Below are 26,487 nucleotides of genomic sequence, written 5' to 3'. Positions count from 1 at the left end.
GCGCGGCAGGAATACGCTGCGGTGCACCTTGCCGGCCCCGCGCCAGGGGTGTACTTTTGTGTTATTATTAAAATTTTCCCACCCAGTCTATGCAAACCGCCACTTCCACCAATATTTATCAGCTGACCGAAGAGCAGCTAGCCGTGCGCGATGCTGCCCGTGAATTTGCCCAGAGCGAACTATGGGCCGGCGTTATTGAGCGCGATGAGCACCAAAAGTTTCCCGCGGCGCAAATCAAGAAGATGGGCGAGCTGGGTTTTATGGGTATGATGGTGAGCCCCGAATACGGCGGCAGCGGTCTCGACACTGTGAGCTACGTACTGGCCATGGAGGAAATTTCCAAGGTCGATGCTTCGTGCTCGGTTATCATGTCGGTGAATAATTCGCTGGTCTGCTGGGGGCTGGAAAAGTATGGTACTGAAGAACAGAAGCAGAAATATCTGCCCCGTCTGTGCTCGGGCGAAATCATCGGCGCCTTCGCGCTGAGCGAGCCCGAAGCCGGATCTGACGCCACCAGCCAGCGTACCACTGCCGAAGACAAAGGCGACTATTATTTGCTGAACGGCACCAAAAACTGGATTACCAACGGGACCACCGCCTCGGTGTACCTCGTTATCGCCCAAACCAACCCAGAATTGAAGTCGCGCGGCATCAATGTGTTGATTGTCGACAAAGACACGCCCGGCTTCACCCAGGGTCCAAAGGAGAATAAGCTCGGCATCCGCGGCTCCGACACTTGCTCGCTGATGTTTACCGACGTGAAGGTGCCCAAAGAAAACCGCATCGGCGACGATGGCTTCGGCTTCAAGTTCGCCATGCAGGTGCTCGCTGGCGGTCGCATTGGTATTGCGGCGCAGGCATTGGGTATTGCTTCGGGCTCGCTGGAGCTTAGCCTCAAATATGCCAAGGAGCGTAAGGCGTTCGGCGTAGAAATTGCTAAGCATCAGGCTATTCAATTCAAACTGGCCGATATGGCTACTAACGTCGACGCTGCTCGGTTACTCTGCCTGCAAGCTGCCGCCGACAAAGACAATCACGTCGATTATGCCAAGTCTGGCGCCATGGCCAAGCTCTTTGCCTCGAAGGTGGCGATGGACGCTTCGGCGGAAGCGGTGCAGATTCACGGCGGCTATGGTTTTGTGAAGGAATACCATGTCGAACGCTTATATCGTGATGCTAAAATCACTCAGATTTATGAGGGGACTTCTGAAATTCAGAAAATTGTGATTTCGCGGGAAATCCTTAAATAGAAGGGAATTGCCTAAAATTCAGATTCATTGCACAAAACCCAGCCATTATTTGGCTGGGTTTTTAGTTTTTGTGAATTTCAATATGTTATATTGCATTGCGGTAGCCACTCACTTTCCCAAACCGCACCCTTCATAGCCCGTCTGGGTCACCCAAATTATGGAAGATTACAATAAAGTCATCGAGTCATTGGGGGTTCGCTACATCAAAGCGAAGAACCTGATACTACACCAACCCTTCACCGTCCGCAACTCCTACGACGTTGGCAACAATCTCATCTTGCTCCACAAGGGGCGCCTCACTTTCGGAGATGAGGAGACTGTTGTAGAAGAAGGAGAAATGCTCTTCATCCCCGGTGGCCGGCCTACCCGCGTGAGCTACGGAGAAGACCAGAAGAATCGCGTTATTACCAACGACGACCTAATTTCCAACAAGGATAAGTTCTTCACTTCGAACGACAACCTTGACCTGATTGGCGAGGCCAACGAAAGCCACAGCTTTGTGAGCTTCGAGGCCAAGGTGTTCGATTCGGTGAACTTCTTCGCCTCGCTCGACGTGCCGGCCTTCCTCATCAGCGGGCAGTCGAAGCTAGCCAATCTGGTGATTAAGGTGGTTGAAGAGAGCATTCAGGACCTGCCTGGCCGTGAGCGTCTTATCAATATCTATACCGAAAATATCGTGGTGGAAGTGGTGCGCTACGTGCTGCGCAACAACATGTTTGTAGAGCAGCTGGCTACCAACAGCACCTACTTCAAAGACCCGCGCCTGATTGACCTGTTCAACTACATTAAGGAGAACTTGGGCGGCGACCTCAGTAACAAGGTGCTGAGCGGCGTGGCCAACGTGAGCGAGGACTACGTGGGCCAGTACTTCAAGATGCTAACCAATATTAACCCGCAGGATTACATTGAGTACCAGCGGATGGAGCGCGCCGTGTTCCTGCTGCGTACCACCAAGAAAAGCATCCGCGACATCGGCAAAGAAGTAGGCTATAAAGACACCGCATATTTCTGCCGTCGTTTCAAGATGATGTTTGGCATCCCAGCCGGCAAGATGCGCCGCCGCGAGTCGGCGATGAATATCTAATTTTAAGAGTGCGGAGTGGCTATAAATAAGTCATTTCTACCCAATGATTAACAGAAAAGCCCCGCTTCGGACCGAAGCGGGGCTTTTCTGTTAATCATTGGTAACGCAGCCAGCTGGTTACTCAATGTTGCGGAAGCTGCTGTCGGAAGTGCGGCTGCCATAGTCGCCGGACGAAGACGAGGAGCCGCCGAAGCCGCTGCCCGAATTGTTATTAGCAGAGGAACTGCCGCCTAAGCCAGCGTTACTAGCGCTGCTATTGCCAGCGCCGTAGCTGCTGCCGCTGGCATAGCTCCCCGAAGCACCATAGGCACCACTGTTGCCGTAGGCCGAGCCGCTGTTGCCATAGGCGGAACCGCTATCGGAACGGCTGCTGCCTACGCTGGTGCGACGCGATGGGGCATCGGGCGACTGGTAGCCGTAGCCGGAACGGCTGTAGCGGCTGCTGCTCTGGCGGCTGTATTGCGACTCTGATTTGCCGGACTTGCCTTTGCGCAGGGCCAGCCAGCCCAGCCCAACGGCTAAAAGGGCTCCGCCCACTACTTTCTGGGTCGTGCTCAAATCGCCAACTCGGGTTGCAGCGCGCGAGCCCCACTGCTTCACGTTTTGGGGCAATTGATTTACGCTATTGAGTACGCCTGTGTCTTCAACCCATTTTTTGCTGCTATTAAGGACCGAATCGAGGAGCTTATTGCCCAGTTGACCTTCGCCTTGGTTATCTCCTTGGTTGTCGTTTTGTTGGTTGGTCTGGTCGTTGGCTTGCGTATCAGCGGCTCCAGTAGCGCCTTGGGCCCCAGCACCACCCCGAGCCTGGCCAGCGGCCGAACCCGATTTGCGGGAGTTGCCGGAAACCGTGGCATCATTACCGAGGCCCGTGCTACCCGTGGTAGTACCGGCATTTTGTACGCGGACGTCGTCGCCGGGCATAGGAGTACCCAATTGGTTTTCTTGATTATTCATGATAAGAGAGAGGAAGAATGAATGTGGAAAAGGAGAGTAAATAGATTCGTGGCCCACAGGCTACGGAGGCTTTTATTCGTAAGTAACCCAGCATTAGTTGCACTAATTAGCAATATTTTATACCTAAGCAATAGGCTGACCGCACTGAGTTAACGAGTAAAGCTCGTTGCTTCCTCTCCCAAAATTCTTTCTCTCATGTTTCAAGCTCCTGGTTTATCAAATCCTAATCACAAACGCCGCTTACGATATAATTTAGTAGCGAAGGCAAATCCTGCCCGGCATTGAGCCCACCAGCAGTTATGCTCTCGGAGCCTGCGCGGCTAACTAGGGCCTGCGGGCGTGCCGGGGCAAGGGCACCAGCACGTGGTCGGGGTTGGCGAGCACCACCCGGCGAGCTTCTTCACGGGCCTCGACTTCATACTTATTATAGTAGTAGCCCACGCGGGCCGACTCAACCAGATATTTCCACAGAAAGGGCAACAGGCCGTGCTCTCGATACTGGCGCAGGTGCACTTGTTCGTGAGCTACCCACTCGGCATCCGCGAGAAAGTCCTCGCGAGAGGTGCCACTAAGGTGTACGGTTTTGCCAATGACCATGGCAACACGCTGGCTACCAAGTACCATTCGGGCAATGCGGGCCAAGGGCGAGCGAGTCCAGGTTCGGATATTTTGCATACGGGACGAATATAGCACTATTTCGAAAGCATTGCCACGAGTGCTGTCGAAGTATGGTTGCAAGCAATAACACTATTTTTTGTAGATCAATTTATAATATATGAACAAAATTTGGCTTTTTTTAAGCAAAAGTGATGAGGTTATCAAATGTTTAATCTAGCTTTACCCATCGACCCTTTTTACAACCGATATAAATTACCGGATACAGTCTCTTTTTCTCACCTTTTCACTCGGCTTCGCAAAGCCTTGCCTATCGCCTAAGAAATTTACTAGCCCGGCTCTTTTTTCCTTCTAGGAACCCGGATTTTGCCCCAACACCTAACGACGGACAATGAAACACACCATTCTGTATTGCCTCGCCGCTGGCTCGCTAGCCCTCTCATTCTTCTTCGAACGCTCGCCCGATGCTTCGGCGACGGTCCGTGCCACTGCGGCACCGGCCGTGGCCGAAGCATCGCTGTTTCCGGACATGACGATGAATGAGCCTACTTCGGAATTTCTGAAAGCCGGTACTCCTGCCAATACACCGCCCGCCGGTACGCCTGTGGAAAAACCCGGGGCGCCCACGGCGGCCGAACTGGCTGCCTCTCGCGACTCGCTCACCTATCATTACTATGCCCAGACCTTGGGCTTACGCCTGGCCTTTGATGAAAACAAGGACCTACTGCGCACAGTAACTGACTGGATAGGCACGCCTTACCGCTACGGCAATAATTCGCGCCACGGCACCGACTGCTCAGGCTTCGTGACCCGTGTATTCCACGAAGTCTACGGCATCACCCTGAAGCGCTCCTCGCGCTCAATGTTCACCGCAACCAAGCACGTAGCCAAGGCCGAGATGAAAACCGGCGACTTGGTATTTTTCCGCCGGGGCCGGGGGCCGATCTACCACGTTGGTATCTATCTGAAAGATGGTAAGTTCGCGCACTCAGCTTGTAACGGTGGCGTAATGGTCAGCTCTTTGAAACAGCCCTATTACCACCGCAACTTTTACGCTGCGGGCCGTGTGCAGGCTGCGGAGGAAGCCACGGCAGCAGTAGAATAGACCTGCCAACTCGCATTAATTGACGCAAAAGCGCCCGTCCCGATAAGTGGCCGGGCGCTTTCTTGTTTTCTGAGCGCCATAGCTGCAAAAAGTTAAACAACCCAGATTCGGCGTAGCCGGGTAACTGTAATAGGTTGGTAAAAACAGGGCAGCGTAGGGTTACAGCCACGTAGCGGAAGCAGTCAGTTCTAGTATTTCTGCTACTGCTAAGCTGCTATTCTCCAACTTAAATTAAATAAGTGACTCAACATGCCCTGCTGCCGAGCACTTACTGCTGTAAGGCATGATAAGTGCGCTGCATGTCTCAGGATTAGCAGCGTTTGAATAGTACTAAACATCAGGTAATAAGTACTGATAGGTTCGACTGGTCAGTAGAGGAATAGCCGAGCTTGACGTGAAGTAATTTGTGCTGATGTGAGAAAAAAGGTAGCCCGGTCGTCAACTTTTGCGTACAGTCTTTTCCGAGGCCGAGCCTTCATTTTCTTTTACCTCCTCCTTTCAATACCTTCTTTATGGAAGCCAAAATCGAACAACAACTCGAAAACATACTACCCGAAGACCTCGCTCGTACCTTTGAGAGTGCCTACCACGTGTTTCAAGGGCAGCACGAGCATATGGACGACCTCCTCAAACATGGCGGCGTGCTGCTGCGCAAGGCTGCTCAGCGCTTCTCACCCACCCAGATGGTATTGGGCATTGCCGCGCTGGCAGCGGTAGCCGTGGTGCTCATCAACCGCGCCGGCGACGACGACCACGAAGGCGAAGCTCATGATGTGAGCAATCGGCAAGGCAAGCCTGAGCTCGGAGACAAAGACCAGAACAAAGACAAAAAATAAGCGAGAATTGAGTTAATAAAAAAGCGGCGGCTTCCTGAGAAGCCGCCGCTTTTTTGCGTGCAAGGGTTTCGGCTCAACGAATGTCGACTACTACTGGCACGGCCAGGCGCACAGCTACCGGTCGGCCGTTCTGGCGGCCAGGCTCGAAGCGCGGCAGGCGCAGGGTCGCCGCTAACACGGCCTCATCCATGGGGCCGCTGATGCTTTGGAGCATAACCGGGCGGGTCACGCGGCCGTCGGGCTCTACTACGAAGCTAACCTGGCCGTTGCCATTAGTTGCGAACTCTGGGTAACGAATCAGCTCTTGCAGCGCCGATTGCAGGGCCTTTGGACCGGTGCGGCCGGGCAAGCTGGGCATTTGCTCTACTTGACTATATACTTGGTTTTCAGGTACCGGGGGTGCCGTGCCGGCGGGTGGCGCTGGTGGCTGAAACCACACGTTGATAGCCTGATACATGGCTACGGGTTGGTCGTCGTAGCCGAGGGCAGGCTGCCAATGCGGCATATTCCGCACTAGGCGAAGGGCTTCCTCGTCGCAGCTGGTGCAGAGCGAGGTGAGGACTTCACTGGCGCCCACCCGGCCATCAGGTTTCAGCACAAAGCGGACGGTGACGCGACCCTGCAAGTCTCGCTGCCGGACTTCGGCGGGCGTCACTCGGTTCTTTTGCAGGTACTGCTCCAGGGCGGCGTCGCCGCCGGGAAACTGTGCCGGCCGGGCCACTTCGGTGGCTGCGAAAACGTGGCGGGGCGACAGGAACATCACCGGGATGGTGAGTAGTACTGCTGCGGGCTGGCCGTTGTAGCGGCCGGGCACGAGGCGTGGCATGCGCTGTACGGCGGCCAGCGCGGCAGCGTCGCAGGCAGGGCTAAGGCTCTGCGTTACGGTAGCTTGGCGCGCTACGCCGCTCACCCCAATCACCACGCGCACGAAAACGCGACCTTCTACGCGGCCCTCGCGCACTTCAACGGGCAACTGCACCTGCTTCTGGATAGCCTTCAATAAGGCTAGGTTGCCGCCGCCCTTGGGGAGGGCAGGCATTTGCTCCACGTAGCTGTATACCTGAGAGGTATCGGCGGAGTACTGGACGTAATACTGAGCTGCGACGGGATGAGCGGCTAGGGCCAAAAGCGGAAAAAAGAGCAGTTGGAAAAGCTGCTTGAAAGACGGGCAATGGGCCATATACGGTGACTCGATAATGCGGGGGGCCATGCCGCAAATTTACCGAAGCTTCCGGTTGCTAGAGGGATTTTGGAATCACTGCACAAGTTGTTCGTTGGCCCCTCTTCACGCTATGGGAGAGGGGACCGCTCCATAGGTCACGTGATGTTCCGCAGCCGCGCTAGCTGGGGGGCTCTCGGGGCAGGGAAGTATAGCACGTTGACCAAATTTCAGTAGCGGAATAAAATAGTGTCCTTGGGGTGATAGAGAACAGAATTAATCCTGGCTTACTTGCAGAAAAATTCCTTTACATAATTTGACTTATTAAACCGAGTCTTGGAATAAGGGTGGGTTTTGGCTGCTCTCCAGGTCTCGGCCGGCGTGGTACTTTTCCGGTTTGGATCCTCTTCCAAAGGGGCAGATTTACACGGTAAGCCCTACGCCTGGCAAGCCCTCACCTCGCGCTCCTACGGCTCCGACCACCGCCACCCGTTGCCTGCTGCTTGATAGGGCGGCGCGCGCCTACCTTTGTTAAAAAGCGTTAGGAAATTCATTTAGTGTTGTGCGCCCGCCGATGAATTACTGTTTCCATGACCCGCTCACCGAGGCCAACTTGGTGCTGAACGTCGGGGAGCCGCACTTGGAGCATAGTTTCTTCGCTGAAACGCGCAAGGCGGTGCTTACCGTGGTGTGGAACCGCGGGCCGGACCAGTATATCTGGCTCGACGGTGAACCGCAGCTTTTCCCGGCCGGCTGCTTCGCGCCGCTCACCATGAACCAAACCTTTCGGTTCGAGCGGGCGCGGGACGTGGTGAGCTGGCAGTTCGACAAGCCCCTGTACTGCATCGAGGACAACGACCGCGAGGTGTCGTGCGTCGGGTTTCTATTCTGGGGTCAGCGCGGCTTCCTGACCATCGCGGCCGACGCGGCCCAAAGTGAGGCCGTCGACTTACTGCTGCGGCTCTTCGTCAGCGAGTTCGAGGCCCGCGACCCCATCCAGGGCGAGATGCTGCGGGCCTTGCTCAAACGCTTGCTGCTGACCCTGAACCGCCTGGCGAAGGCGCAGAACCTGCACGCGGGCTTTCAGGATGCCGACCTCGACATCGTGCGGCGATTCAACGTGCTGGTGGAGAAAAACTTTCGTCGGCTGCACCAGGTGCAGGATTACGCCGAGCTGCTGCACAAGTCGCCCAAAACGCTGGCTAACCTCTTCGGGCAGTACAATAACCAAACCCCGCTGGCCGTCATCCATGCCCGGGTGGTGCTTGAAGCCAAGCGCCTGCTGCTCTACACCGATTCCTCGGTAAAAGAAATTGCCTACCAACTGGGCTTCGAGGATGTGTCGCACTTCAGCCGCTTATTTAAGAAAAGCCTGGGCCTGACCCCCGGCGAGCTGCGGGCTGCGCCCGCCCGGCACCTGCCCGGCTTCGGGCCGGCTTAAAGCCTGTGTCGGGAAAAATTGGCCGATAGTGGGGAAGAATCATCATTTCGGGGAGGGGGAGACGCCGGCCAACTTTGTGCCGTTAACTCGCCCTCGTTCCGCCATGCGCCCGCTCCCCCGCCCACCACTCCACTCGCTTTTCTCTAACCCGTGCTGCTCGCCCCAGCCCTGCTGGGAGGCGGCACCCTCCGCCATTACCTAACCGACCAACTCCATGAAATTAGTCGCCCGCCAACCCGCCCCCGATTTTAACGCGCAGGACGCCTACGGCAAGCCCGTGAGCCTGGCCGCGCTGCGCGGCCAGAAAGTCTGGCTCGCGTTTTACCGCACCGCCGGCTGCCCCGTGTGCAACGTGCGCTTTCACGAAGTAGAAAAAGAAAGTGCTTACCTCAAAAGCAAAGGCGTGGTGGCGCTGGCCGTGTACATGAGCCAAGCCCCGAACCTGCGCAAGTACCTGGCCGACCAGCCCGTGTACCCCACTGTGCTACCCGACCCGGAAGGCAGGCTATATAAGCTCTACGACACCGAAAGCTCGGTGGGCAAGCTCATGAGCGGCCTGCTCTTTCACGGGGGCCTGGGCCAAATGAACAAGGGCAAGAAGCTGCCCTTCAACGGGGCCACCGACGTCGGACCGAAAACGCTCATCGGGGCCGAGTTCCTGATTGACGAAGCGGGCCAGGTGGCGACGGCCTACTACGGCAAATACTCCGGTGACTTTTTGCCCCTGGCCGACGTGAAGGCGTTCGCGGCCCGTTAAGTCTCTTTTCACTGTTTCGTTAACTCTTGGAAACTCATGAAAAAATTGCTGTTGCTGCTTGCCTTCGCCATGCCCGCGCAGTTGCGGGCGCAAACCACCCGCTTCAACGTGGAAATCGACCCTTCCACTTACATCTTCAAAGGCTACTCGGGTAACCTGAGTTACCAGTTAAACGAGCGCTGGTTAATCGGGGCAGCCACGTTCTCGCTGGAATTTCCCAACGTGCTGGTCAAACTGGCGATTGACCCCGGCCCTGGCTCCACCACACTCAAGCTCAAGTCAGGCTACACGGCCTTTCTGCACCGCTCCTTGTCGGCTGACCGCTCGGCGTTTTTCGTCGGCCTGCAAACCGGTGTCTCGAACTTCAAGCTTTCTGATGACCGGGTAGCCGGGCAGACGCGCAAGTACACGGCGGGCCTGTTTATACCGCGCTTCGGCTACAAATACTACGTGGGTCAGTCTAATTTTTACCTCATGCCCTGGGCTGGCCTCACCTACGTGTATGTAGACGATAAAACGCAGCGTCTGGGCGGGCTGTCCTACGACGTGAAGCCCCTGCTGCCGTTCGGGGCCGTGCACCTGGGCTACTCGTTCTAGCCGCCGGCAAACAGCTACCGGGGGCCGCTGCCGCGTCCTGCCACCGGCGACGGTTCCCCTCATCGTTTCGGTTTTTTTCAAATCACCATTTCCTCTTCCACCCTTGCTGCATGAAACTCGCCAAAAAAATTCTCACCGTGCTCTTCGGCGTTATGATGATGGGGGCCGGGGTCGTGCATTTTACGAGCCCCGCGGCCTACGTGCCAATGGTGCCCAATTTTCTGCCTCAGAGCGCCGTTGTTTTCGCTTCCGGCGTAGTGGAAATCGTCGTTGGCCTCGGCACGCTGATTCCCCGCTTTCGTGCGGCGGCCACGCTCCTCATCCTCGTACTGATGCTGGCTTACCTGCCGCTGCACGTGCTCGATGTTTTCCGGGAGCACCCGGCCATCGGTAGTCATAAACTGGCCCTCATCCGGCTGCCTTTTCAGTTTGTCCTGATTGCCTGGGCTTGGTTTATCCACCAAAAAGACGCGCTCAAACCCGCCGCTACGGGGCGTTAAGCGCGCCCCGTGTTGCTGACTTAATTTGTTAGCCATTCCTGGCTGGAAGCGGCTACCACTACACCCCAACTTCGCCAGCCCCATGAAAAACGTTATTGCAATTATTGGAGCCGGCCCCGGCATCAGCCAGGCCGTGGCCCATCAGTTCGGCCGGCAAGGCTACGAGGTGGTGCTCGTAGCCCGGACCACCGACAAGCTGCAGGCTCTGGCGTCCGAGCTGGGCGCGGCGGGCATCGTCGCCACGCCGGTGGTGGCCGACATCAGCCAGCCCACCGAGCTGCGGACGGCTCTCGGCGGCCTCGGTGAACTGCGGGTGCTGCACTACAACGCCGCCGTGGCCCGCGCCACCGACGTGCTGGCCGAAACGGCGGAAGGCCTGGCCCAGGACTTCGCCGTGAACGTGGCGGGCCTGCTGACGGCTGTGCAAGCCGCCTTGCCCCAACTCGAAGCCAGCCAGGGCAGCGTACTGGTGACGGGCGGCGGCCTGGCCAAGTTTCCGCACCCGGCTTACGCCTCGCTGGCCATTGGCAAGGCCGGCGAAGCCAACCTGGCCGGCAGCCTCGCACAAGCCCTGGCTCCGAAAGGCATTTACGTGGGTGTGTTGCAAGTTAATGGCTTTGTCAACGAGGCCGACGCGGTGCACAACCCTGCTAACATTGCCCACCATTTTTGGGCCATGCATACGGACCGTGACCGGCTGGAACACGAGCTTTAGCAATACTAGGGGGTAGCACGAGATACTGTGATAAAAGGGTTGCCTATTGGGTAAGATTTCTGTATTTTTAATCTTCCTAAAGGAGCGCCTTCGAGTTCATCCTGTGTAGCCTTGGCCCGTTCATGTGGTCGGGGCTACTTCTTTTTCTGCCACGTGCGCGGGATGGTAATGCGGGTCAATGGGCTCAGGTGGTACGGGTTTTTCCGGTCCAGCTCGCCGGCCTGCTTGCGTTCGTTGGCCTTCTTCTAGCAGCGAGGCGGTAACGTTACGGTAAGCTATTTCAAAGCCCGTTTCCAAGATGTAAAGGCCGAAATTCAAACTTCGCTTCTCAAGCCTTAGCGTGCTATGTTTTCCGTTTTCTGAGAACATCCCTCACCGTCCCGATACCCGATACTACCTTAATCAAGAAGTCGGGCCTGTGGCTTATTTAGCAGCACATTATCACTGATTGGTCTGCTCCAGCTACTTTCCCTGCAAGGTCCATGCAGTAGCTACCCGCGGATTTGGCTCCTGTGCCGAGCGCAAAAACACCAGTTCATCGAGCTGACCAACGCGCCAGGTTTCCAGCAAGTTGTTGTAAAATGGCGAGCCCGGATTGCCGCTTTGCCCGCCGGGGTATACGCCGTAGGCCCGCACCTGGGGGCCCAGCGCCACCACCATGCGCCAACTCGGCCCATTTCGCTCCGAGGTGGCGTTCACGATGCCTGCGCCGCCGCCGCAGTCTACGTCCATATGGCCGAAGCCTTTGAGCTGAAGCAGGTGGAGCACGTCGGTGCCTTTCTGGCTGGCCCAACGCCACTTGGGCGAGAGCGGCCCGAACTTACGGGTGAGCGAATCGGTGGCGAAGCGCAGGCTCTGCAGTGCCAGCTGCGGCAAGGTTTCCCTGGCCGGGGTGCGGCGGTCGTCAATCCAGGGCGAGGCGGGCTCGTTCAGCAGCAGGTTGTTGGTGCGGTCGCGGGCGGGGTAGCGCATCTCCAGGCCCGTGCCTTTGGCGCTGAAATCGTCTTCCCAGAGGCGCCTTACCAGGTCGTTGTACCACAGGTTGAATACGCTGGGTCCGATGGCATCGGCAGTGTATTGGTAACGCCAACGGCGCATTTCGGCCAGTACCTGGCCTTCGGGGGAGTTGGCGGCAAGTGGGGTGGCTCCGACGGCTGGGTCGCTAACCAGAGCCAGCATTCGGGGCAGCATGAGCTGGGCGTTGAGGTCGAGTACGTCGTTTTGCAGTTGGCGCAGGCTGTCGGGTGTTACCTGGCTCATTGCATTGAGACGCTGGTTGATACGATGGCCGCGCTCGTAGTTGCTGTAGGTCCAGTTCAGGTAATAGGGGTAGTCGGGGCCGGCCGAAAATTGGTTGGCTGAGCTCACGAAGCCTCGGGCCGGATTCCGCACGTGCGGGTTTTGGGCCGCCGGAATCCAACCTTGCCAGTCGTAAGCTGGATCAGAGCCATCAAGGATGAACTTGCCTTGGTCGCGCCACTTCAGCGGGAAGCGGCCGTTGGGCCAGATGGCAATATCCTTCTCGTTATCAGCAAAAATGAAGTTCTGGGCCGGGGAGCCGTAGTTGGCCAGCGCGGCGGTATAGTCGGGGTAGGAGCGGGCCCGGTTCAATTGGTAGAAGGCCAGTACTTCGTTGGCGCCGTCGTGGGCCGTCCAGCGCATGGCGTGCGCGATGGGCGTCTGGGGCAGGAAAGGCTTCTCAGGTTTGTCGTACACCACCGGACCATGGTGAGTGTAGAGTACGGTATCAAGCCGGTCGGGCTGCCCGCGTACTTTGATGTGCTCCACTACGCGGCGCACTGGTTTCCAACGGCCGTCGTGCCAGTACTCGCGGCGCGTCTGGTCCCGGAACTTTAATTGGTAGAAGTCCAGGACGTCGGCGGCCACGTTGGTTACGCCCCAAGCCGTGTTTTCATTGAACCCGATGATGATGGTCGGCGCGCCGGGAATGGTGACGCCGTACACATTTACGCCTGGTGCGCTCAGTTGAATTTGGTACCAGATGCTGGGCAGGTTCAGCTGCAGGTGCGGGTCGTTAGCCAGCAGTGGGTAGCCCGAGGCCGACTTGGCCCCGCTCACCGCAAAATTGTTGGAACCTAGCTCGGCGTCGGGCTCGGTGTGCAGCTGGTTGGCGGTGTATGCTGCCTCGAAGGACTTGGGTACAGTCGGCACGGGCAGCGGCTTAAAATCGAGCGGGGTACCCACTGGCACGATGGGGTCTTCCCGCGTGGGGTAGTCCGGAAACAGGTCTTTGGTGATAGCCGCGCCGTATTTGCTCAGGATGTTGCTCATGCGCAAATCGTCGGTGCGGCCGCTCAGGTCCCAGGCCATTAACTTGAGTAGCAGGGCACATTTCAGCGGCTGCCAGGGCTCGGGCCGGTAGTCGAGCAGCTTATATTCGAAGGGAAGCGTGGCCGGAGTGAGCTGACTGATGTAAGCATTGACGCCAGCCGAATACGCCTCCAGCACCGTGCGGGTGGTGGGGTCGGCCATCATCACTTTCAAGGAGTTCGCGGCACCAAAAGGCAGGCCCATGCGCCGGAAAAACCGGTCGGTTTCCAGCCGGGCCGGGCCTACAATTTCGGCAAGCCGCCCAGCCGCCACGTAGGTTTGAAACTCCATCTGCCAAAGGCGGTCACGGGCCGTGAGGTAGCCTTGGGCAAGGTACAGGTCGTGGTCGTTCTGGGCGAAAACGTGCGGCACGCGACGGTCGTCATAGCGCACCGTCACGGGCTGTTGCAAGCCGGGCAAAGCTAACGTTTGCTGGGCGGGAAAGTCGCCTTTCGCTTCGCCATTTTGCCAGAAGCCGCGGTACGGGCTCAGCAGCTTGCCAAAAGGCGGCAGGTCGCCGTGCTTGGTGTCAAGGGTCCAGACGAGGGTAACGCTGATGGCCAGCGCCAGCAGTGCTTTTATCATTTAGCGAGTGTCATTTAACAGAGAACAGCCTTTGGAGCGAATGTCGGCAAGTAACAAAAATGCCGGCAACTGCCACCATCACCTACCCAGGCGACGCGCATGTTAAATGATAAATGCTAATCGTTAGGTAAAAACTACCGCAAAGCTACCTCGCGCACCAAGCCCCCAATACCTAGCAACATGAGCCGTTTTCGGATGGCTTCGGCTTCGGGGCGGTCGCTGAAATTGCCAACGAATACACGGCTGCGTTGCCGGCCATCAACTAGGTCGTGGGAGATTTCTACCTGCACATCTGGAATCAAAGATTTGATGCGGGCTTGCACAGCTTGTGCGTTGGCTGCATCAATGAAGGAGCCGGCTTGGATAAGGAAGCCTGCGGGGCAATCCACCGATTCCGCAGTCGTAATTACCTCGGCCGTGGTGGCCGTAGAAGCGGCGACGAGGGCGGGCGTTGCCGGAGCAGCCGCCGAATCGGTTGCGGCGGGCACCGCGTAGGTCGTAAAAGCAGCGTCAGGCTCGGGGTCGGCGGCATAAAGGGCCGCCAGGTTCTCGGGCGTGGTAGCCGGGCCCAGGGGGATATCGGCGGTTACTACTTCCGCCACTACTGTGGCCGCACCGCACTCCGTGATACCAAGCGGCCGGGCTGCGATTTCGGAAAGGTCAAGAATTCGCTGGTGCCGGAATGGGCCGCGGTCAGATACCCGTACCACGACCGACTTGCCATTTTTCACGTTCGTGACCCGCAGACGAGTGCCGAAGGGCAATGTTTTATGGGCGCAGGTGTATTTAAACCGGTTGTAGCGCTCGCCGCTGGTAGTGCGTCGTCCTTGGAAGTAACTGCCATACCAGGAAGCCCGGCCCCGCAACACGGTAGTAGCGGTGGTAGTAGCAGCTGCTTTTTTGGTGCCAGGGTTGGTGGCGTGCGCCGGAGCGCCCAGTAAAGTCAGCAGAGAAAAGAGCAGGCTGGAAAGGACGGGTACTGTAAGGCGACGAAATAAAATCATGCGATTCGCAGATGGTGAGCGAAACAAACATAGGCCTACCCCCGAAACCATTGCTAAAAATCTGCTCAGCTTACTAATCGAATCGACTCTGAAATTGTCTTTTTATAAGAAAACTTGCATTTAATTAATCTTTATGTTAGCCCGGAAAGTAGCCGTAAGGATGCTTCAAAGTATATTTTGCGGAACAAGGCTTGAGCTATTGCACAGGCACCAAAATTAGATTATGCGACGGGTATAAAATTCGGGCTTGCCCTCGCCAGCGCTCTTCGAAACCGGGTTGCAAAAGTCCCGAAATTTTCGTAATGCCTTAACCGATAGCTCCGCCGTGCGGCGGGCTTCGGGCCAGCACGGTTCAGGCCAACGGACGGGCCTCCGAAAAGGGCGATGCAGCATCGATTGCCGGGTCAGTGCTGCTCATGCTCAAAGGTGACAGCTAACCGCGCCAAGCTAGGCAAAACATGGCTATACTTGTAGCCTGTTAAACCCAACAATAACTCAGTTACATGAACGAGATTCTTACTAAAAACCAATTCTTTGTAAAAGAGCACGTGGGCATGTTCAAGGCGGCCAACAGCTACGACATCCTGGACCTGGAGTCGCAGCAGCCGCTGCTAGAGTGCCGGGAGCCCAACCTGGGCTTCTTCACCAAGATGTTCCGATTCACCAAGTACAAGACCCAAACTCCATTTGATATCGAGGTGAAGGATGGAGTAGGGCAGGGCGTGCTGCGCCTCACGCGCGGTGTTTCGCTGTTCCGGTCGACGGTGCAGGTGTTCGACGGCAGTCAAAGGCTGGTGGGCAAGTTTCGGCAGCGCATCCTCAGCCTGGGGGGCAAGCTGGACGTACTCGACCCCAACGACCAGGTTATTTGTACGATAGAAGGCAAGCTGACCAGCTTCGACTATAAGTTTGTGCGTGACGGTGAGCAGATTGCGCTGGTTACGAAAAAGTGGATGGGCCTGGGCAAGGAGTTATTCACCTCGGCCGATAACTACGTCATAAGCATCGAACCCACCGTAGCAGCCAACGACAGCATTCGGGCCATGATTGTGGCGGCGGCGTTGTGCATCGACATGGTGTTTGCCGAATAGTGGGCTGGTCGTGCGGGCGGCTACCTTTGCACCATGGATTTTGGCCGCCTGCCCGACCTACGCTACGTTAATTTTCAACTGCCGCCCGACCACGCCGAAACGGCTCGCGTGCTGGCCCGCGCCCGCTCCACGCAGCCGGTGCCCGTGGGGCTGCACGTGGGCTGCCCCATCTGGACCAATAAGGAGTGGCTCGGTACCTACTTCCCCGCCGGCATCAAGGAGCCTGATTACCTGCGTTATTATGCGCAACAATTCAATAGCATTGAGCTGAATACCACGCACTACCGCATTCCCGATGCGAGCACGGTACGGCGCTGGCGGGCGGCCGTGGGGGCAGAGTTCAAGTTTTGCCCTAAGCTGCCGCGCAGCATCAGCCACGAGCGGGAACTGTTTCAGGCCGATGATTTGGTGGTGCCGATGGCCCGCGCTTTCGAAGGCTTGGCTGATAATCTGGGCTGGGCATTTCTGCAACTGCCGCCGCATTTTGGGCCCGAGCACCTGCCGCGTCTGGAGCGGTTCCTGCTCGACTTTCCGGAAGCCGTGCCGCTGGCAGTGGAACTGCGCCACCCCCGTTGGTTTGCCGACCAGGGCCTGGCCGATGCGGTATTTGCCACCTTTGAAGCGCTAAACAAAACGCTGGTGATAACCGATGTGGCTGGCCGCCGCGATGTGCTACCTATGCGCCTAACCACGCCCGTGGCCTTTATCCGCTTCAACGGCCATGGCCTACACAGCACCGACTACCAGCGCGCCGATGCCTGGGCCGAGCGCCTGGCCGCCTGGGTTGCTCAGGGCGTACACGAAATCTACTTCTTCATCCACCAAAAAGATGTGCGCCATGCGCCGGTATTCGCCACGTATTTCCTGGAGAAAATGCGGGGGCTCACCGGCATTGTGGTACCGCCGCCATTCATCATTCCGCAGCCGGTCCAAGGCAATCTATTTGGGTAAGGCGAGACCGGTCTTGAAACCGCGCTACGATACCTGCACCTGAAGCAGAGGGCTGAGGACCCGCCACACGTTTTCGGCCAGAACTTTTTGGCCGGCTGCGTTGGGGTGCACGCCGTCGGGCAAGTTGAGGTCGCGCCGGCCCAATACCCCCTGTAGCAAGAAAGGCACGAAGGGCAGGCTGTTCTTTTCGGCCAGAATGCGGAACAGGGCCTTGAACTCTGTGGCATAGTGCCCCAGGCGATAAGCCCCGAGCGGGCCAAGGTCGAAGGGGAATTCGAGACCAGCGAGCACTACAGTAGCCTGCGGAAACTGCCGCTTCACTTCCGTGAGAATGTATTGGAGATTTTGAGAGGTTTCACGCACTGGGATGCCCCGAAGGCCGTCATTAGCACCCAGGGCCAGTACGAATACATCTACCGGCTGGCGGGCCAGTACCGTGGACAGGCGTTGCCGGCCCCCGGCGCTGGTTTCGCCGCTGATACCGTAATTGATGGCTTTACAAGGAAGCTGCTCGGCATCGAGCCGCGTTTGAATCAGAGCGGGAAAGCCTTCATTGGCACGCAGGCCGTAGCCGGCAGTGAGGCTGTCGCCGAAGAAAATGATGTTTTTCATGCGTTGAAATCAACAGCCACAGCGTGGTATTGGTGCCCCTGAAAAAAGAGTTTTCCCGCCGCTTTGGGTGGGAATCATACGGTGGAACTGCGGCGGCATTGCTCTGACATTTTAGTATTAAAATTAGGGCAATGAGAAGTTTATCCACTATGTCGTCATACTTTAGAACACATGGAATGACTTTGCCAAAATTTCAGCACGGCGCAGCGTGTGCTATCGACCATAGTGGCTGGTAGCAGTATATACAGACAATTTTAACCTAACACGGACCCATCAGCTTTCTTAATTTTCGCAACTATGCAGAAAAGACTAACTCTCATGACCAGTTTACTGCTCGCGGGCACCGGCGCGGCAGTGCAGGCCCAGGGCCTGACGGGTACCGTCACCGTCGGTGGCACTAGCCCCACTTATCCCACCCTGACTGCCGCTGCCACGGCGCTGCAAACCAACGGTGTAGGAGCGGGCGGCGTAACCGTTGCCATTCGGCCCGGCATCTATGCCGAACAGCTTACGCTCACGAATATCGCGGGCTCCTCGGCAGCCAACCGTATCCGCTTTGTGGGGCGGGGTGGCAATGTGACGCTGCGCCCCGTGGGCAGCAGTGCGACTACCGACGCCGCCGTAACCATCACGGCCTGCGACTACATCACGCTCGATTCGGTAAACGTAGCCGATGGCGGCACGACGGCAGCTGATCAAATTGAAATAGGGTATACCATCACCGGCATTGCCACCGTCCCCGGCTCTCCCCCTGACCCCAACGCTGGCATCAAGGGCTGTACCAATATCACGGTGAGCAACTGTGCTATTCGCCTGGGCGGCGGCTCGGCACCAGCTGCCGCGCCCGGTACGTGTGGGGTACAAATTGTATCGACAGCGACCGCCGCCAGCGGCGCTAATAACAACAATCGCATTCTGAACGTGCGGGTCGACAAGGCGGCGGTGGCTATTCGCTTGGCGGGGAGGGCCAACTTTTCTGGCCTGCCCACTTTCCCCGATTCGGGCAATGAAGTGAGTGGCTGCGTGCTGGGAGGTCAGACTTTTATTGGCCTTGACGGGGCTAGTGGGGTCGCTGCCGGCATTTCGGCCGCCGCCCAGCGCCGGATGCGACTGCTTGGCAATCGCATCGACAGCTTACAGATTCGCAATAGCAACCCTGCAGTTCCCATAAGTGTTGCCGGCATCAGCCTTGACAATTCCAGCGGGCGCATCGAAAATAATCGCATCAACTACGTGCGCTATGCGGGCTTGGGTGGTTCGCAGGCGCAAGGCATTCGGGGGAGCGTCATTGCGGGCGATACGTTGAGGGTATTTAACAACTTTATCGGCGGTATTCAGCGCGTGAATTTCGCGGCTGCCACTGGGAGCACTACTCTATACGCCTCGGGTATCTGGCTGTTCAAGCAGTCTGGGGGCGGTGGGCTGACGCAGGCGTTCCACAATACCATCGTGCTGCCCGCAACTGCGGTGCCCGTTGCCTACAGTTCGGCGGCTTTTTACCTAAGCGGCGGTAGTGGCGGTGCCTTTCCGGCCGAGTTGCGCAATAACATTCTTATCAACCGACTCAGCACCAGCGTGGCCACCCAAAGTGCCTTCGCGGTAGTAGACGGCAATACCGTCCGTGGCAGCCTAACCAGCAACTATAACCTGCTTCTGGCCCCTGGTACTAACGGAGCCATCGGCCAAACCGGCCGTGAGCTAAGCGGTACGCCTGTTACTTCTCCCACGCTGACCAACTGGCAAACCAACTCCACTTACGACGCCAACTCCATCAGCAAGGCAGTGACATTCGTTAGCGAAGCAAGTGGCGACCTGCACCTTGCTGGTACTTCGGTCGGCGACCGGGACCTGGCTAGCCCACCGCTGGCCGCCGTGCCCCGCGATATCGATGGGGTGCTCCGCAGCACGACCGCCACCTACCGGGGCGCCGATGAGGCCGCGCTACCCTTGCGCACCCTGACTGCGCAGGCGGCACTTTTGCGCCTACAGGCTTATCCTAACCCCACCAGCAACAGCCTGACGCTGGGCTACCAGCAGGCGGTGGCCGGTGCTACGCGCATCACGGTGCTGGATGCTATGGGACGCCCGGTGCGCTTCTTCACGACCGCCGGCCAGGTAGCCGGGGCACAGCAGCAGCAGCTAAATCTGGGTGATTTGTCGGCCGGGGTGTACTTCGTGCAAGTTGCCGTGCCTGTGGCCAGTGGCACGCTGGAGGCCGCCGCAGTTCGTGTAAGTGTACTGCGCTGATAACCTAAAGGCTATTCTCAAAAAGGAAGCCCGCCGAACAATCTGTTCGGCGGGCTTCCTTTTTGAGAATGGCGCGGGCGCGCTGGGGTACGCATTACCTCAGCCTTAGCTCAGCTTTGGAAAAGGCGATGAGGCCCCTCGCAGCTGCTCATGCTGGCGTGGTTGTTTGGGGTCAGGCTATTCCACTACTTCCAGTACCGTGCGAAACGAGACGTACTGACCAGCGAAACGGGCTTCCATATCGGCGCGGAGGGCGGGGGCACACAGGCGCTGGTATTCGTCCAGCTGCTCCACGCTAAGGCAGTAGTATTGGGCGGCGTAGGTGATGCCGTCGTTTTCCTCATTGAGGAGGCGGCAGAGCTGGCTTTTGAGGAAGAAGCCGGTTTCCATTACCTCGGGCATGTGGGTGGAGCGCATGTAGTCCAGCCACTGGTCGGCCACGGCGGGCTCGATGCTGCTGGTGACGTTGTAGAGAATCATAAGCAAATGGATGAAGGGCGAAAGAGTGAATAGGTGAAGGAGCGAAAAAGTGCGGAGGTCGGCAAATTCATTCACCCATCCACCCATTGCCTCACACGCGCATCGTGTCAAACTGAAAATTGGTAATACGGGCCTGAATGTCTTTGGGTGAAAGCTTTTCGGTAGCGGCGGCTTGGGCCAGGGCGGGCAATTCGGCGTCGCCGGCCAAGCGTAAACTCAGAATTTGGCTTAGGGAGAGCTGCTTTTCCAGCGAGGCAAAGCGCTGGCCACTCAGCTCGAAGTACCGCTGGCGGACTTCGAGGCGGCAAATCCGGTCTTGCAGTTGCAGGGCGTAGTGCTGGCGCAGCAGTAAGAGCACTCCCACGCCGATAACTGCCAGCGCCGCGATGCTGAACCATAGTCGGGCTATCTGGTCATCGTCGCCGGCTACTTTGGTGTAGCGGAGCACAGTGTAGCCGGCCATGAGCAAGGCCAGGGGCAGCAGCACGAAATGGTGCCAAGAATAGAATTGAACGGTATTTTTGGTAGGCGTAGCCATGAGGTGAAAGAGCGAAGAATAAAGTGAAAGTACAGCAGTAGGAGCGGAATTGGGCAATAAAAAACTCCGACCAGAGCCGGAGCATTTCATTAGGTAATACGCAAAGCGGCCTATTTCATTTCCTTGGCTCGCCGCTTTTCGGTCTTGGCTTGTTCGCGGGCGGCGCGCTCCTGCTTTTTTGCTTCCTTGGCAGCCTGGCGTTGCTGCTTGAGCTGTTCCTTTTGGGCCTTTTCCTGATTGCGCTGCTCTTCCAGCTGCCTCTTCAGGTCACTTTGCTGGCTATCCGATTGCTTGAGCTGGTCCTTCGTGTTGCTCACGGCTTGGTCGCTGGCTTTGGCTTGCTGCTTTTGGGCTTCGTAGGTTGCTTTGGCTTCGTCGGCGCGCATCTTCTGCTGCTCGGGCGTGAGCGCGGCGGCTGGGGTGGGCGTGGGGGCTGGAGTCGTTTGGGCAGAGGCGGCGTTAGCGGCAGTGAGAGCGGCCAGTAGAATGGCGCCGAAAAGAAGCTTTTTCATGGTAGAATTGGGCAGTCAACTGCCGATTGGTTGACTCCTTCAACGAAGCTCGCAGCCAGAGGTTGGCTGAATAATTAAATGCGTAGTATATTTATTCTGTGTAATTTAAGTCTTTGCCATAACTCTCGGGTAGGGTGCTTACAGCCCAAAATGCCACTAGTAGCGACACGCCACCGAGTACCGCCGCGCCCGGCACGAAGCCCAGGGCACCGCTCAAATACTTAAAGGCGGGGACCAAACCTACTACGGCCCCTCGGGCGAAGTTGGGCGCAGTGGTGGCCACGGTGGCCCGTAGGTTGGTACCAAATTGCTCGGCCGCCACCGTCACAAACAATGCCCAGAAACCCACCGAGATGCCCAGCACGAAGCAGACGCCATAGAACACGGCGGGCGAGGCGCCTTTAATCGCAAAAAGGTAGACGGCTACGAGCGTCGCGCAAAAGGCTAGGAAGACTTTCAGGGCCTTGTTGCGGCTGTGCCACAGCTGGCTGAGCGCCCCACTGAAAAAATCGCCAAACACCAGCCCGAAGTAGCACCAGAACACGGCCAGCCCCGCCGTGACTTCGCCCGTGAGGCCTAATTCGCGCCCAAATTCCGGCGCCAGCGTCACCAGAATGCCCACCACGAACCACAGCGGCACCCCAATCAGCAGCACGCGCAGGTACTTACCCAGCCGCACCGGGTTGGTAAATAAGCTCAGGAAATCGCCGCGCGACACGTTGGTCTGGGCCTGTACCTGCTGAAACATGCCCGACTCGAACACGCTTACCCGCAACAGCAGCAGCGCCAGGCCCAGCCCGCCGCCCACGAAGTAGGCATTGCGCCAGCCCAGTTGCTCGCCCACCCAATAGCCCAGCATGGCGCCGCTCACGCCCACGGTAGCTACTATCATGGTGCCGTAGCCGCGCTTTTCCCTGGGCAGGCTCTCGCTCACGAGCGTAATACCCGCGCCCAGCTCCCCCGCCAGGCCGATGCCGGCAATGAGCCGCAGCCAGGCGTATTGGTCGATGGTTTGTACGAAGCCATTGGCAAGATTAGCCAGCGAATACAGCAGAATGGAGCCAAACAGCACCGATAGCCGCCCCCGCTTATCGCCCAAAACGCCCCACAGAATGCCGCCTAGCAGCATGCCGCCCATCTGCATGTTGATGAGAAAGAGGCCTTGGTTCGTGACCTCGGCCTTGTCGATGATGCCCAACTCGTTCAGGCTTTTCACCCGGACAATGCTGAACAGAATCAGGTCGTAGATGTCGACGAAGTAGCCCAGCGCCGCCACAATAACAGCAGCGGAGAACAGGCGGGCGGGCTGAACCACGGATTCAGTAGCTTTTTCGGATTGGTCAGATTTCTGGGGCGCTTGCATGGCGAAAAGTAGCGCCAAATACCGATTCAACGACTAGCTGCCGGCTGCCAATTCTTTGTCCCTTATCTGGCCACGGTCAGCCGTGCCGTTCTCAGAATCCGGGAAATTCGACCAAACCTGTGGTTCAGATAGTGCAGCCGCTGTGGCAGCCGCCGGGAAGCTGGCCGTCTTCTACCTGTACGGTGCTGTGATGAATGTGAAACTCCGCCTCCAGCCCCTTGGCCAGCTGGGCCAGCCAGGCGGCATCGGCGCCGCCGGGGCGCACGAGGTGGGCGGTAAGCGCGGTGTCGTGGTCGCCGCTGCTCAGGCTCCAGATGTGCAGGTCGTGCACGCTTACTACGTCGGGCTGTTGCAGTAGAAAGCTGCGTACGGTTGCCAGGTCGATGCCTTCGGGCACGGCTTGCAGGCCCAGGCGCACGGTATCGCGGAGCAGGCTCCACGAGCTGACGGCAATCATGGCGAGGATGCCGAAGCTGATGAGGGGGTCGAGCCAGGTCCAGCCGGTCCACATCACCAGCCCGCCGCCGAGTACCACGCCCGCGCTCACCAACGCATCGGTTAGCATGTGCAGGTACGCGCCGCGCACGTTCACGTCGCTCTTTTGCCCGGCGCGAAAAAGCCAGGCTGTGAAGCCGTTGATAGCAATGCCAATGCCTGCCAGGGTCATCACCAGCCAGCCGTCGACCGGCGTTGGGTGGCGCAAGTGGTCGATGGTTTCCCACAGAATGAAGCCCAGCGCGGCGTAGAGCAACGCCGCATTCAGCAGCGCCGCCTGAATGGTGGCGCCCTTGTAGCCATAGGTGTAGCGCGCTGTGGAGCGCCGCCCGGCCAGCCAGGCCGCGCCCCAGGCCAGGCCCAGGCTGAGCACGTCGCTCAGGTTGTGGCCGGCATCGGCCAGCAGCGCGGCCGAATTTGCGGTGAGCCCACCAATGGTTTCGGCAATAACGAAGGCTAAGTTGAGCGCAATGCCAGTGGCGAAAGCCGCGCTGAAGGCGCCCCCGGCCGGCGGCGTGGCGTGGACGTGGCCGGCATGGCCGTGCGAATGGTGGTGGTCGTGGGGCATGGCGTTGGGGCAGGATGCTGCGCGAAGAACGTACGCAACGCGCATTCGGTGCCGTTTGTGCCGTCCGGTACGGTGGGGCCCTCCCGTTTATTTGCGCGTGAGCACCTCGTCAATCAGGCCGTATTCCTGGGCCTCATCGGCGCGCATCCAATAGTCGCGGTCCGAGTCGTCGTGGATTTGCTGGTAGGTTTTGCCCGAGCGTTCGGCATAAATAGTATACAGCTCCTGGCGCAGCTTCACGACCTCACGAGCCGTGATTTCGATGTCGGCCGACGGGCCCTGCACGCCGCCCGAGGGCTGGTGAATCATGACGCGGGCGTGCGGCAGGGCCGAGCGTTTGCCAATCGCGCCGCCGGTCAGCAAGAAAGCGCCCATCGACGCGGCCAGGCCCGTGCAAATGGTTGCCACATCGGGCCCTACGTACTGCATGGTGTCATACATGCCGAAGCCGGCGTACACCGAGCCGCCCGGCGAGTTGATGTACAGCAGAATATCCTTGCGGGAATCGGCCGATTCCAGAAACAGCAGCTGGGCGTTGATGATGTTGGCAATGTGGTCGTCCACGGCCTGGCCGAGGAAGATAATACGGTCCATGATGAGACGGGAAAACACGTCGATTTCGGCGAAGCGAGTGGGGCGTTCCTCAATCACCGAGCGGGTCATGTTGTGCACGTAGGGCCGGGTAATGCCTTCGACGTGGCTGATGTATTGGTCTACGCCCAGGCCGTTGAGGCCTTGGCCTTTCACGGCAAACTTGCGAAACTCTTGTTTATTCAGCATGGGAAAATGGTGGTAATAGTCTGAAAAAGAATGATGAAAATTGGGCACAACAAGCCCAGCCGGGCCCGAAAGGCACAGAGAAAACAGGCCCGCAAAGTCGAATTAGCGCGGTTGCCCAGTAGCGCGAACTTTGTAGTTCGCGTCCCCGAACGATGGCCAAACGATTTGAACGGCGCGGGGCCGCGAACTACAAAGTTCGCGCTACTACTCGCCGTATAGGGATGCCGAAACCGCGCTAGGTGGCGGCTGGGCGTTGGGGTGCCCACAAAGTCCGCAGCCAGGCCGTGAGCTGTTGCGGCCAGCCGCCCCCACGACGCGGCTGCGACCCGTAGAGCTTGGTATGAATGGCCACTAATTCGCGCCGCAGCTGCTGCCGGCCCGCCAGGCGCAGGCCCTGGTACAGGCGCTGCTGAGTTGCGGCATCGGCTTCGAGGTCACCATCGAGCAGCAGGCGCAGGTTCCACTCGTCGGCCGGGAGGGCGGCGGGGCCGTTGAGCAATTGTTGCTCAATCAGAAGCAGGCGGTCGAGTTCGGGACGCATGGCTTAGTAGTCAATGGTTTCGGCAGACACTACGGCCCGCACCGCTTGGCGGAGCCGCTCCAGGCACTTGAACTTTTGGACCGTGGCCGAGCGCACGCTGCGGTAGTGGTGCGCGGTGGCAATCTGGGTGAGGGGCTGCTGGAAGTAGTAGAAAGCCAGCAGAATGCTTTTGCATTTCTCGCCCAGCTGCGCCACGTAGTCGAGTACCGCAAAGCCAGATTCTTCCGGAGCCAGCTCTTCCGCGGCGGCCGGCTCCAAACCATCGGGCAGTGCCTCGTGCGGGAGGCGTGCGCGGCGGCGCTGCTCGTGGTGCCACAGGTTGCGGCCGATGCCCACCAGGTAGGTGCTGGCCGAGGCCGTGAGCACCAGCGTGCCGCCCACGGCCTGCTCATAGAGGATGACGAGGGCATCGTGAAACACATCCTGCGCGTCTTGCAAGGTGCCGCCGTGGCCGCCTACGTAGCGGCGCACCGCCGGAAATGCCCGCTGGTACAGTCGCGTCAGCGCCTGTTCGCGGTTGGCAAGCAAGGACTCGCGGAGGGCGCCCGCGGGCGTGGGTTGAACGAGCTGGGGTGGGAGCGAAGAAGTCATCGGAGCAGCCATGGTACTAATTAATCCAGTTCGGCCCCAAGTATCACCTTCGGTTGACGAAAAAAAAGAAGCGACCCGCCTATTGGTCGGTATTCGGCCCCTGCCCAAGCCTGGTGGACTTGTACGGGCCGGGCCAGGCAATAGCATAAACGGCGTCGCTCGCGTGCCCACCCCGCTCCAACAGCACCCTGGTAGCCAGCAGAATATGCCGATGTGGGGCCTACCGCCGCCTGATTTGCCGATTGCCACCGCCCGGCCCCATCGGCCCTTGTTGTCGGGCTAGTGAGCAAGGGCAACTCCCGCCAGCAGCCCTCCGTTAGCCCCTCGTTCTCCACCGCCCATCTTGCGGAGTTTGCCGCTAGTCATCCGAACACCGCTGATACTCATCTGAAAGCTATCGATAATCGTCTGAAGACCACCGACACTTACCTGAATCCTGCCGATAGTCTATTGAAAACTACCGACACTCGTTTGAAGGCTGCCGATGGTCGTTTGAAGTGTACCGATACTAGTCTGGGAACTACCGATGGTCGTTTGGGGGCTGCCGATGGTCGTCTGGGGGGCCTGGAGGCAGCAGCGGCAGGCTCAAACAGACCAACTGCGCTGCCCTAGCGAGCTACTCCCAAAGAAGTAGGAGGGACAACCTGGCCCAAGTAGCCGACAGCCCCCGCAGGACGACCCCCGGCCCATGAATGCCGCCCCTCTGGAGCCTGAAAAATAGCTGCATAACGCATTTTCTACCACTATATCGTCCCTCCGGGACTATCGTTTAACCCATCGCA

General features: G+C 58.3%; 28 protein-coding genes. 14 read left to right on the top strand and 14 right to left on the bottom strand.

Going from position 1 to position 26,487, the window contains the following annotated elements:
* Positions 1–89: 89 nt before the first annotated feature.
* Positions 90–1,250 carry an acyl-CoA dehydrogenase gene (locus tag WX88_RS10710; protein WP_046244369.1) on the top strand — a complete coding sequence of 387 codons (1,161 nt, stop codon included), beginning with the start codon at positions 90–92 and terminating at the stop codon, positions 1,248–1,250.
* Positions 1,251–1,407: 157 nt separating this feature from the next.
* A complete protein-coding gene (locus WX88_RS10705) occupies positions 1,408–2,334 on the top strand; it encodes an AraC family transcriptional regulator (protein ID WP_046244368.1) in 927 nt (308 codons plus the stop codon).
* A gap of 117 nt (positions 2,335–2,451) precedes the next feature.
* Here WX88_RS10705 and WX88_RS10700 read toward each other — a convergent pair whose 3' ends face one another.
* Together WX88_RS10700 and WX88_RS10695 are read right to left on the bottom strand one after the other, a co-directional pair.
* Entirely contained in the window at positions 2,452–3,291 is an 840-nt protein-coding gene (locus tag WX88_RS10700) for a hypothetical protein (RefSeq protein ID WP_046244367.1), read from the bottom strand.
* A gap of 324 nt (positions 3,292–3,615) precedes the next feature.
* Positions 3,616–3,966, bottom strand: coding sequence for a hypothetical protein (locus WX88_RS10695; protein ID WP_046244366.1), 351 nt, complete (start codon positions 3,964–3,966; stop codon positions 3,616–3,618).
* 331 nt (positions 3,967–4,297) lie between these two features.
* Between WX88_RS10695 and WX88_RS10690 the strand changes: the two genes are divergently transcribed.
* Positions 4,298–5,011: a C40 family peptidase gene (locus WX88_RS10690; RefSeq protein ID WP_052732571.1), complete on the top strand. Its 714-nt coding sequence runs from the start codon at positions 4,298–4,300 to the stop codon at positions 5,009–5,011.
* Between the two features lie 512 nt (positions 5,012–5,523).
* Positions 5,524–5,847, top strand: coding sequence for a hypothetical protein (locus tag WX88_RS10685; protein WP_046244365.1), 324 nt, complete (start codon positions 5,524–5,526; stop codon positions 5,845–5,847).
* A 73-nt stretch (positions 5,848–5,920) separates the two neighbouring features.
* On the opposite strand, the gene WX88_RS10680 is transcribed toward WX88_RS10685, so the two are convergent.
* Positions 5,921–6,973, bottom strand: coding sequence for a TonB family protein (locus tag WX88_RS10680; RefSeq protein WP_197076746.1), 1,053 nt, complete (start codon positions 6,971–6,973; stop codon positions 5,921–5,923).
* A gap of 607 nt (positions 6,974–7,580) precedes the next feature.
* Here WX88_RS10680 and WX88_RS10675 point away from each other — a divergent pair.
* The 5 genes from WX88_RS10675 (at position 7,581) to WX88_RS10655 (ending at position 11,016) form a co-directional block, all read left to right on the top strand.
* The gene (locus WX88_RS10675) at positions 7,581–8,447 is read left to right on the top strand and encodes an AraC family transcriptional regulator (protein WP_046244363.1); all 867 of its coding nucleotides are present in this window, start codon (positions 7,581–7,583) and stop codon (positions 8,445–8,447) included.
* 214 nt (positions 8,448–8,661) lie between these two features.
* Positions 8,662–9,204, top strand: a complete 543-nt coding sequence (locus tag WX88_RS10670; protein ID WP_046244362.1) for a peroxiredoxin family protein — start codon at positions 8,662–8,664, stop codon at positions 9,202–9,204.
* A gap of 36 nt (positions 9,205–9,240) precedes the next feature.
* Positions 9,241–9,801 carry a hypothetical protein gene (locus tag WX88_RS10665; protein ID WP_046244361.1) on the top strand — a complete coding sequence of 187 codons (561 nt, stop codon included), beginning with the start codon at positions 9,241–9,243 and terminating at the stop codon, positions 9,799–9,801.
* Between the two features lie 110 nt (positions 9,802–9,911).
* Positions 9,912–10,301 (top strand): DoxX family protein, encoded by a 390-nt coding sequence (locus tag WX88_RS10660; protein WP_046244360.1) that lies wholly within the window; start codon positions 9,912–9,914, stop codon positions 10,299–10,301.
* A gap of 82 nt (positions 10,302–10,383) precedes the next feature.
* The gene (locus WX88_RS10655; RefSeq protein WP_046244359.1) at positions 10,384–11,016 is read left to right on the top strand and encodes an SDR family NAD(P)-dependent oxidoreductase; all 633 of its coding nucleotides are present in this window, start codon (positions 10,384–10,386) and stop codon (positions 11,014–11,016) included.
* Between the two features lie 462 nt (positions 11,017–11,478).
* Here WX88_RS10655 and WX88_RS10650 read toward each other — a convergent pair whose 3' ends face one another.
* Together WX88_RS10650 and WX88_RS30795 are read right to left on the bottom strand one after the other, a co-directional pair.
* The gene (locus tag WX88_RS10650; protein WP_046244358.1) at positions 11,479–13,932 is read right to left on the bottom strand and encodes a penicillin acylase family protein; all 2,454 of its coding nucleotides are present in this window, start codon (positions 13,930–13,932) and stop codon (positions 11,479–11,481) included.
* A gap of 134 nt (positions 13,933–14,066) precedes the next feature.
* Positions 14,067–14,936, bottom strand: coding sequence for a septal ring lytic transglycosylase RlpA family protein (locus WX88_RS30795; RefSeq protein ID WP_052732570.1), 870 nt, complete (start codon positions 14,934–14,936; stop codon positions 14,067–14,069).
* Between the two features lie 503 nt (positions 14,937–15,439).
* Here WX88_RS30795 and WX88_RS10640 point away from each other — a divergent pair.
* Both WX88_RS10640 and WX88_RS10635 read left to right on the top strand, forming a co-directional pair.
* On the top strand, positions 15,440–16,027 hold the full coding sequence (locus tag WX88_RS10640; protein ID WP_046244357.1) for a phospholipid scramblase-related protein: 588 nt from the start codon (positions 15,440–15,442) through the stop codon (positions 16,025–16,027).
* 33 nt (positions 16,028–16,060) lie between these two features.
* A complete protein-coding gene (locus WX88_RS10635; RefSeq protein ID WP_046244356.1) occupies positions 16,061–16,978 on the top strand; it encodes a DUF72 domain-containing protein in 918 nt (305 codons plus the stop codon).
* A 24-nt stretch (positions 16,979–17,002) separates the two neighbouring features.
* Here the strand turns inward: WX88_RS10635 and WX88_RS10630 are convergent, their stop codons facing one another.
* Positions 17,003–17,590 (bottom strand): arylesterase, encoded by a 588-nt coding sequence (locus WX88_RS10630; RefSeq protein WP_046244355.1) that lies wholly within the window; start codon positions 17,588–17,590, stop codon positions 17,003–17,005.
* Positions 17,591–17,887: 297 nt separating this feature from the next.
* Here WX88_RS10630 and WX88_RS10625 point away from each other — a divergent pair, with 297 nt between their 5' ends.
* Positions 17,888–19,837, top strand: coding sequence for a T9SS type A sorting domain-containing protein (locus tag WX88_RS10625; protein WP_082115968.1), 1,950 nt, complete (start codon positions 17,888–17,890; stop codon positions 19,835–19,837).
* A gap of 177 nt (positions 19,838–20,014) precedes the next feature.
* Here WX88_RS10625 and WX88_RS10620 read toward each other — a convergent pair whose 3' ends face one another.
* From WX88_RS10620 to WX88_RS10585, 8 genes are all read right to left on the bottom strand, one after another.
* On the bottom strand, positions 20,015–20,317 hold the full coding sequence (locus WX88_RS10620) for a DUF4286 family protein (RefSeq protein ID WP_046244458.1): 303 nt from the start codon (positions 20,315–20,317) through the stop codon (positions 20,015–20,017).
* Between the two features lie 91 nt (positions 20,318–20,408).
* Entirely contained in the window at positions 20,409–20,855 is a 447-nt protein-coding gene (locus WX88_RS10615; protein ID WP_046244353.1) for a DUF6526 family protein, read from the bottom strand.
* Between the two features lie 110 nt (positions 20,856–20,965).
* On the bottom strand, positions 20,966–21,367 hold the full coding sequence (locus WX88_RS10610) for a hypothetical protein (protein WP_046244352.1): 402 nt from the start codon (positions 21,365–21,367) through the stop codon (positions 20,966–20,968).
* Between the two features lie 91 nt (positions 21,368–21,458).
* The gene (locus WX88_RS10605) at positions 21,459–22,730 is read right to left on the bottom strand and encodes an MFS transporter (protein WP_082115967.1); all 1,272 of its coding nucleotides are present in this window, start codon (positions 22,728–22,730) and stop codon (positions 21,459–21,461) included.
* A 124-nt stretch (positions 22,731–22,854) separates the two neighbouring features.
* Complete coding sequence (locus tag WX88_RS10600; RefSeq protein WP_046244351.1) at positions 22,855–23,793, bottom strand: cation diffusion facilitator family transporter; 939 nt, start codon at positions 23,791–23,793, stop codon at positions 22,855–22,857.
* Positions 23,794–23,880: 87 nt separating this feature from the next.
* The gene (locus tag WX88_RS10595; RefSeq protein WP_046244350.1) at positions 23,881–24,573 is read right to left on the bottom strand and encodes a ClpP family protease; all 693 of its coding nucleotides are present in this window, start codon (positions 24,571–24,573) and stop codon (positions 23,881–23,883) included.
* Positions 24,574–24,808: 235 nt separating this feature from the next.
* Positions 24,809–25,114, bottom strand: coding sequence for a hypothetical protein (locus WX88_RS10590; RefSeq protein ID WP_052732569.1), 306 nt, complete (start codon positions 25,112–25,114; stop codon positions 24,809–24,811).
* A gap of 3 nt (positions 25,115–25,117) precedes the next feature.
* Complete coding sequence (locus tag WX88_RS10585) at positions 25,118–25,705, bottom strand: RNA polymerase sigma factor (RefSeq protein WP_046244349.1); 588 nt, start codon at positions 25,703–25,705, stop codon at positions 25,118–25,120.
* Between the two features lie 10 nt (positions 25,706–25,715).
* On the opposite strand from WX88_RS10585, the gene WX88_RS30790 reads away from it, so the two are divergent.
* Together WX88_RS30790 and WX88_RS29985 are read left to right on the top strand one after the other, a co-directional pair.
* Positions 25,716–25,988 (top strand): hypothetical protein, encoded by a 273-nt coding sequence (locus WX88_RS30790; RefSeq protein ID WP_197076745.1) that lies wholly within the window; start codon positions 25,716–25,718, stop codon positions 25,986–25,988.
* Positions 25,988–26,317: a hypothetical protein gene (locus tag WX88_RS29985; protein ID WP_156176062.1), complete on the top strand. Its 330-nt coding sequence runs from the start codon at positions 25,988–25,990 to the stop codon at positions 26,315–26,317. Before WX88_RS30790 ends, WX88_RS29985 begins: the two co-directional genes overlap by 1 nt.
* Positions 26,318–26,487 lie beyond the last annotated feature (170 nt).

It is taken from the genome of Hymenobacter terrenus (assembly GCF_000972495.1).
Classification (GTDB): domain Bacteria; phylum Bacteroidota; class Bacteroidia; order Cytophagales; family Hymenobacteraceae; genus Hymenobacter; species Hymenobacter terrenus.
Note: the sequence above shows the minus strand (reverse complement) of the source record. Positions and strands in the feature narration are given on the sequence as shown.

Bases quoted from the DNA above. Each gene is read 5' to 3' on its own strand.
- WX88_RS10660 (WP_046244360.1), top strand. From the start codon at position 9,912: ATGAAACTCGCCAAAAAAATTCTCACCGTGCTCTTCGGCGTTATGATG.
- WX88_RS10705 (WP_046244368.1), top strand. From the start codon at position 1,408: ATGGAAGATTACAATAAAGTCATCGAGTCATTGGGGGTTCGCTACATC.
- WX88_RS10625 (WP_082115968.1), top strand. From the start codon at position 17,888: ATGCAGAAAAGACTAACTCTCATGACCAGTTTACTGCTCGCGGGCACC.
- WX88_RS10675 (WP_046244363.1), top strand. From the start codon at position 7,581: ATGAATTACTGTTTCCATGACCCGCTCACCGAGGCCAACTTGGTGCTG.
- WX88_RS10595 (WP_046244350.1), bottom strand. From the start codon at position 24,573: ATGCTGAATAAACAAGAGTTTCGCAAGTTTGCCGTGAAAGGCCAAGGC.
- WX88_RS10600 (WP_046244351.1), bottom strand. From the start codon at position 23,793: ATGCCCCACGACCACCACCATTCGCACGGCCATGCCGGCCACGTCCAC.
- WX88_RS30795 (WP_052732570.1), bottom strand. From the start codon at position 14,936: ATGATTTTATTTCGTCGCCTTACAGTACCCGTCCTTTCCAGCCTGCTC.
- WX88_RS10585 (WP_046244349.1), bottom strand. From the start codon at position 25,705: ATGACTTCTTCGCTCCCACCCCAGCTCGTTCAACCCACGCCCGCGGGC.
- WX88_RS10690 (WP_052732571.1), top strand. From the start codon at position 4,298: ATGAAACACACCATTCTGTATTGCCTCGCCGCTGGCTCGCTAGCCCTC.
- WX88_RS10640 (WP_046244357.1), top strand. From the start codon at position 15,440: ATGAACGAGATTCTTACTAAAAACCAATTCTTTGTAAAAGAGCACGTG.
- WX88_RS10650 (WP_046244358.1), bottom strand. From the start codon at position 13,932: ATGATAAAAGCACTGCTGGCGCTGGCCATCAGCGTTACCCTCGTCTGG.
- WX88_RS10685 (WP_046244365.1), top strand. From the start codon at position 5,524: ATGGAAGCCAAAATCGAACAACAACTCGAAAACATACTACCCGAAGAC.
- WX88_RS10630 (WP_046244355.1), bottom strand. From the start codon at position 17,590: ATGAAAAACATCATTTTCTTCGGCGACAGCCTCACTGCCGGCTACGGC.
- WX88_RS10665 (WP_046244361.1), top strand. From the start codon at position 9,241: ATGAAAAAATTGCTGTTGCTGCTTGCCTTCGCCATGCCCGCGCAGTTG.
- WX88_RS10635 (WP_046244356.1), top strand. From the start codon at position 16,061: ATGGATTTTGGCCGCCTGCCCGACCTACGCTACGTTAATTTTCAACTG.
- WX88_RS10590 (WP_052732569.1), bottom strand. From the start codon at position 25,114: ATGCGTCCCGAACTCGACCGCCTGCTTCTGATTGAGCAACAATTGCTC.
- WX88_RS30790 (WP_197076745.1), top strand. From the start codon at position 25,716: ATGGTACTAATTAATCCAGTTCGGCCCCAAGTATCACCTTCGGTTGAC.
- WX88_RS10710 (WP_046244369.1), top strand. From the start codon at position 90: ATGCAAACCGCCACTTCCACCAATATTTATCAGCTGACCGAAGAGCAG.
- WX88_RS10695 (WP_046244366.1), bottom strand. From the start codon at position 3,966: ATGCAAAATATCCGAACCTGGACTCGCTCGCCCTTGGCCCGCATTGCC.
- WX88_RS10620 (WP_046244458.1), bottom strand. From the start codon at position 20,317: ATGATTCTCTACAACGTCACCAGCAGCATCGAGCCCGCCGTGGCCGAC.
- WX88_RS10670 (WP_046244362.1), top strand. From the start codon at position 8,662: ATGAAATTAGTCGCCCGCCAACCCGCCCCCGATTTTAACGCGCAGGAC.
- WX88_RS10610 (WP_046244352.1), bottom strand. From the start codon at position 21,367: ATGAAAAAGCTTCTTTTCGGCGCCATTCTACTGGCCGCTCTCACTGCC.
- WX88_RS10605 (WP_082115967.1), bottom strand. From the start codon at position 22,730: ATGCAAGCGCCCCAGAAATCTGACCAATCCGAAAAAGCTACTGAATCC.
- WX88_RS10655 (WP_046244359.1), top strand. From the start codon at position 10,384: ATGAAAAACGTTATTGCAATTATTGGAGCCGGCCCCGGCATCAGCCAG.
- WX88_RS10615 (WP_046244353.1), bottom strand. From the start codon at position 20,855: ATGGCTACGCCTACCAAAAATACCGTTCAATTCTATTCTTGGCACCAT.
- WX88_RS10700 (WP_046244367.1), bottom strand. From the start codon at position 3,291: ATGAATAATCAAGAAAACCAATTGGGTACTCCTATGCCCGGCGACGAC.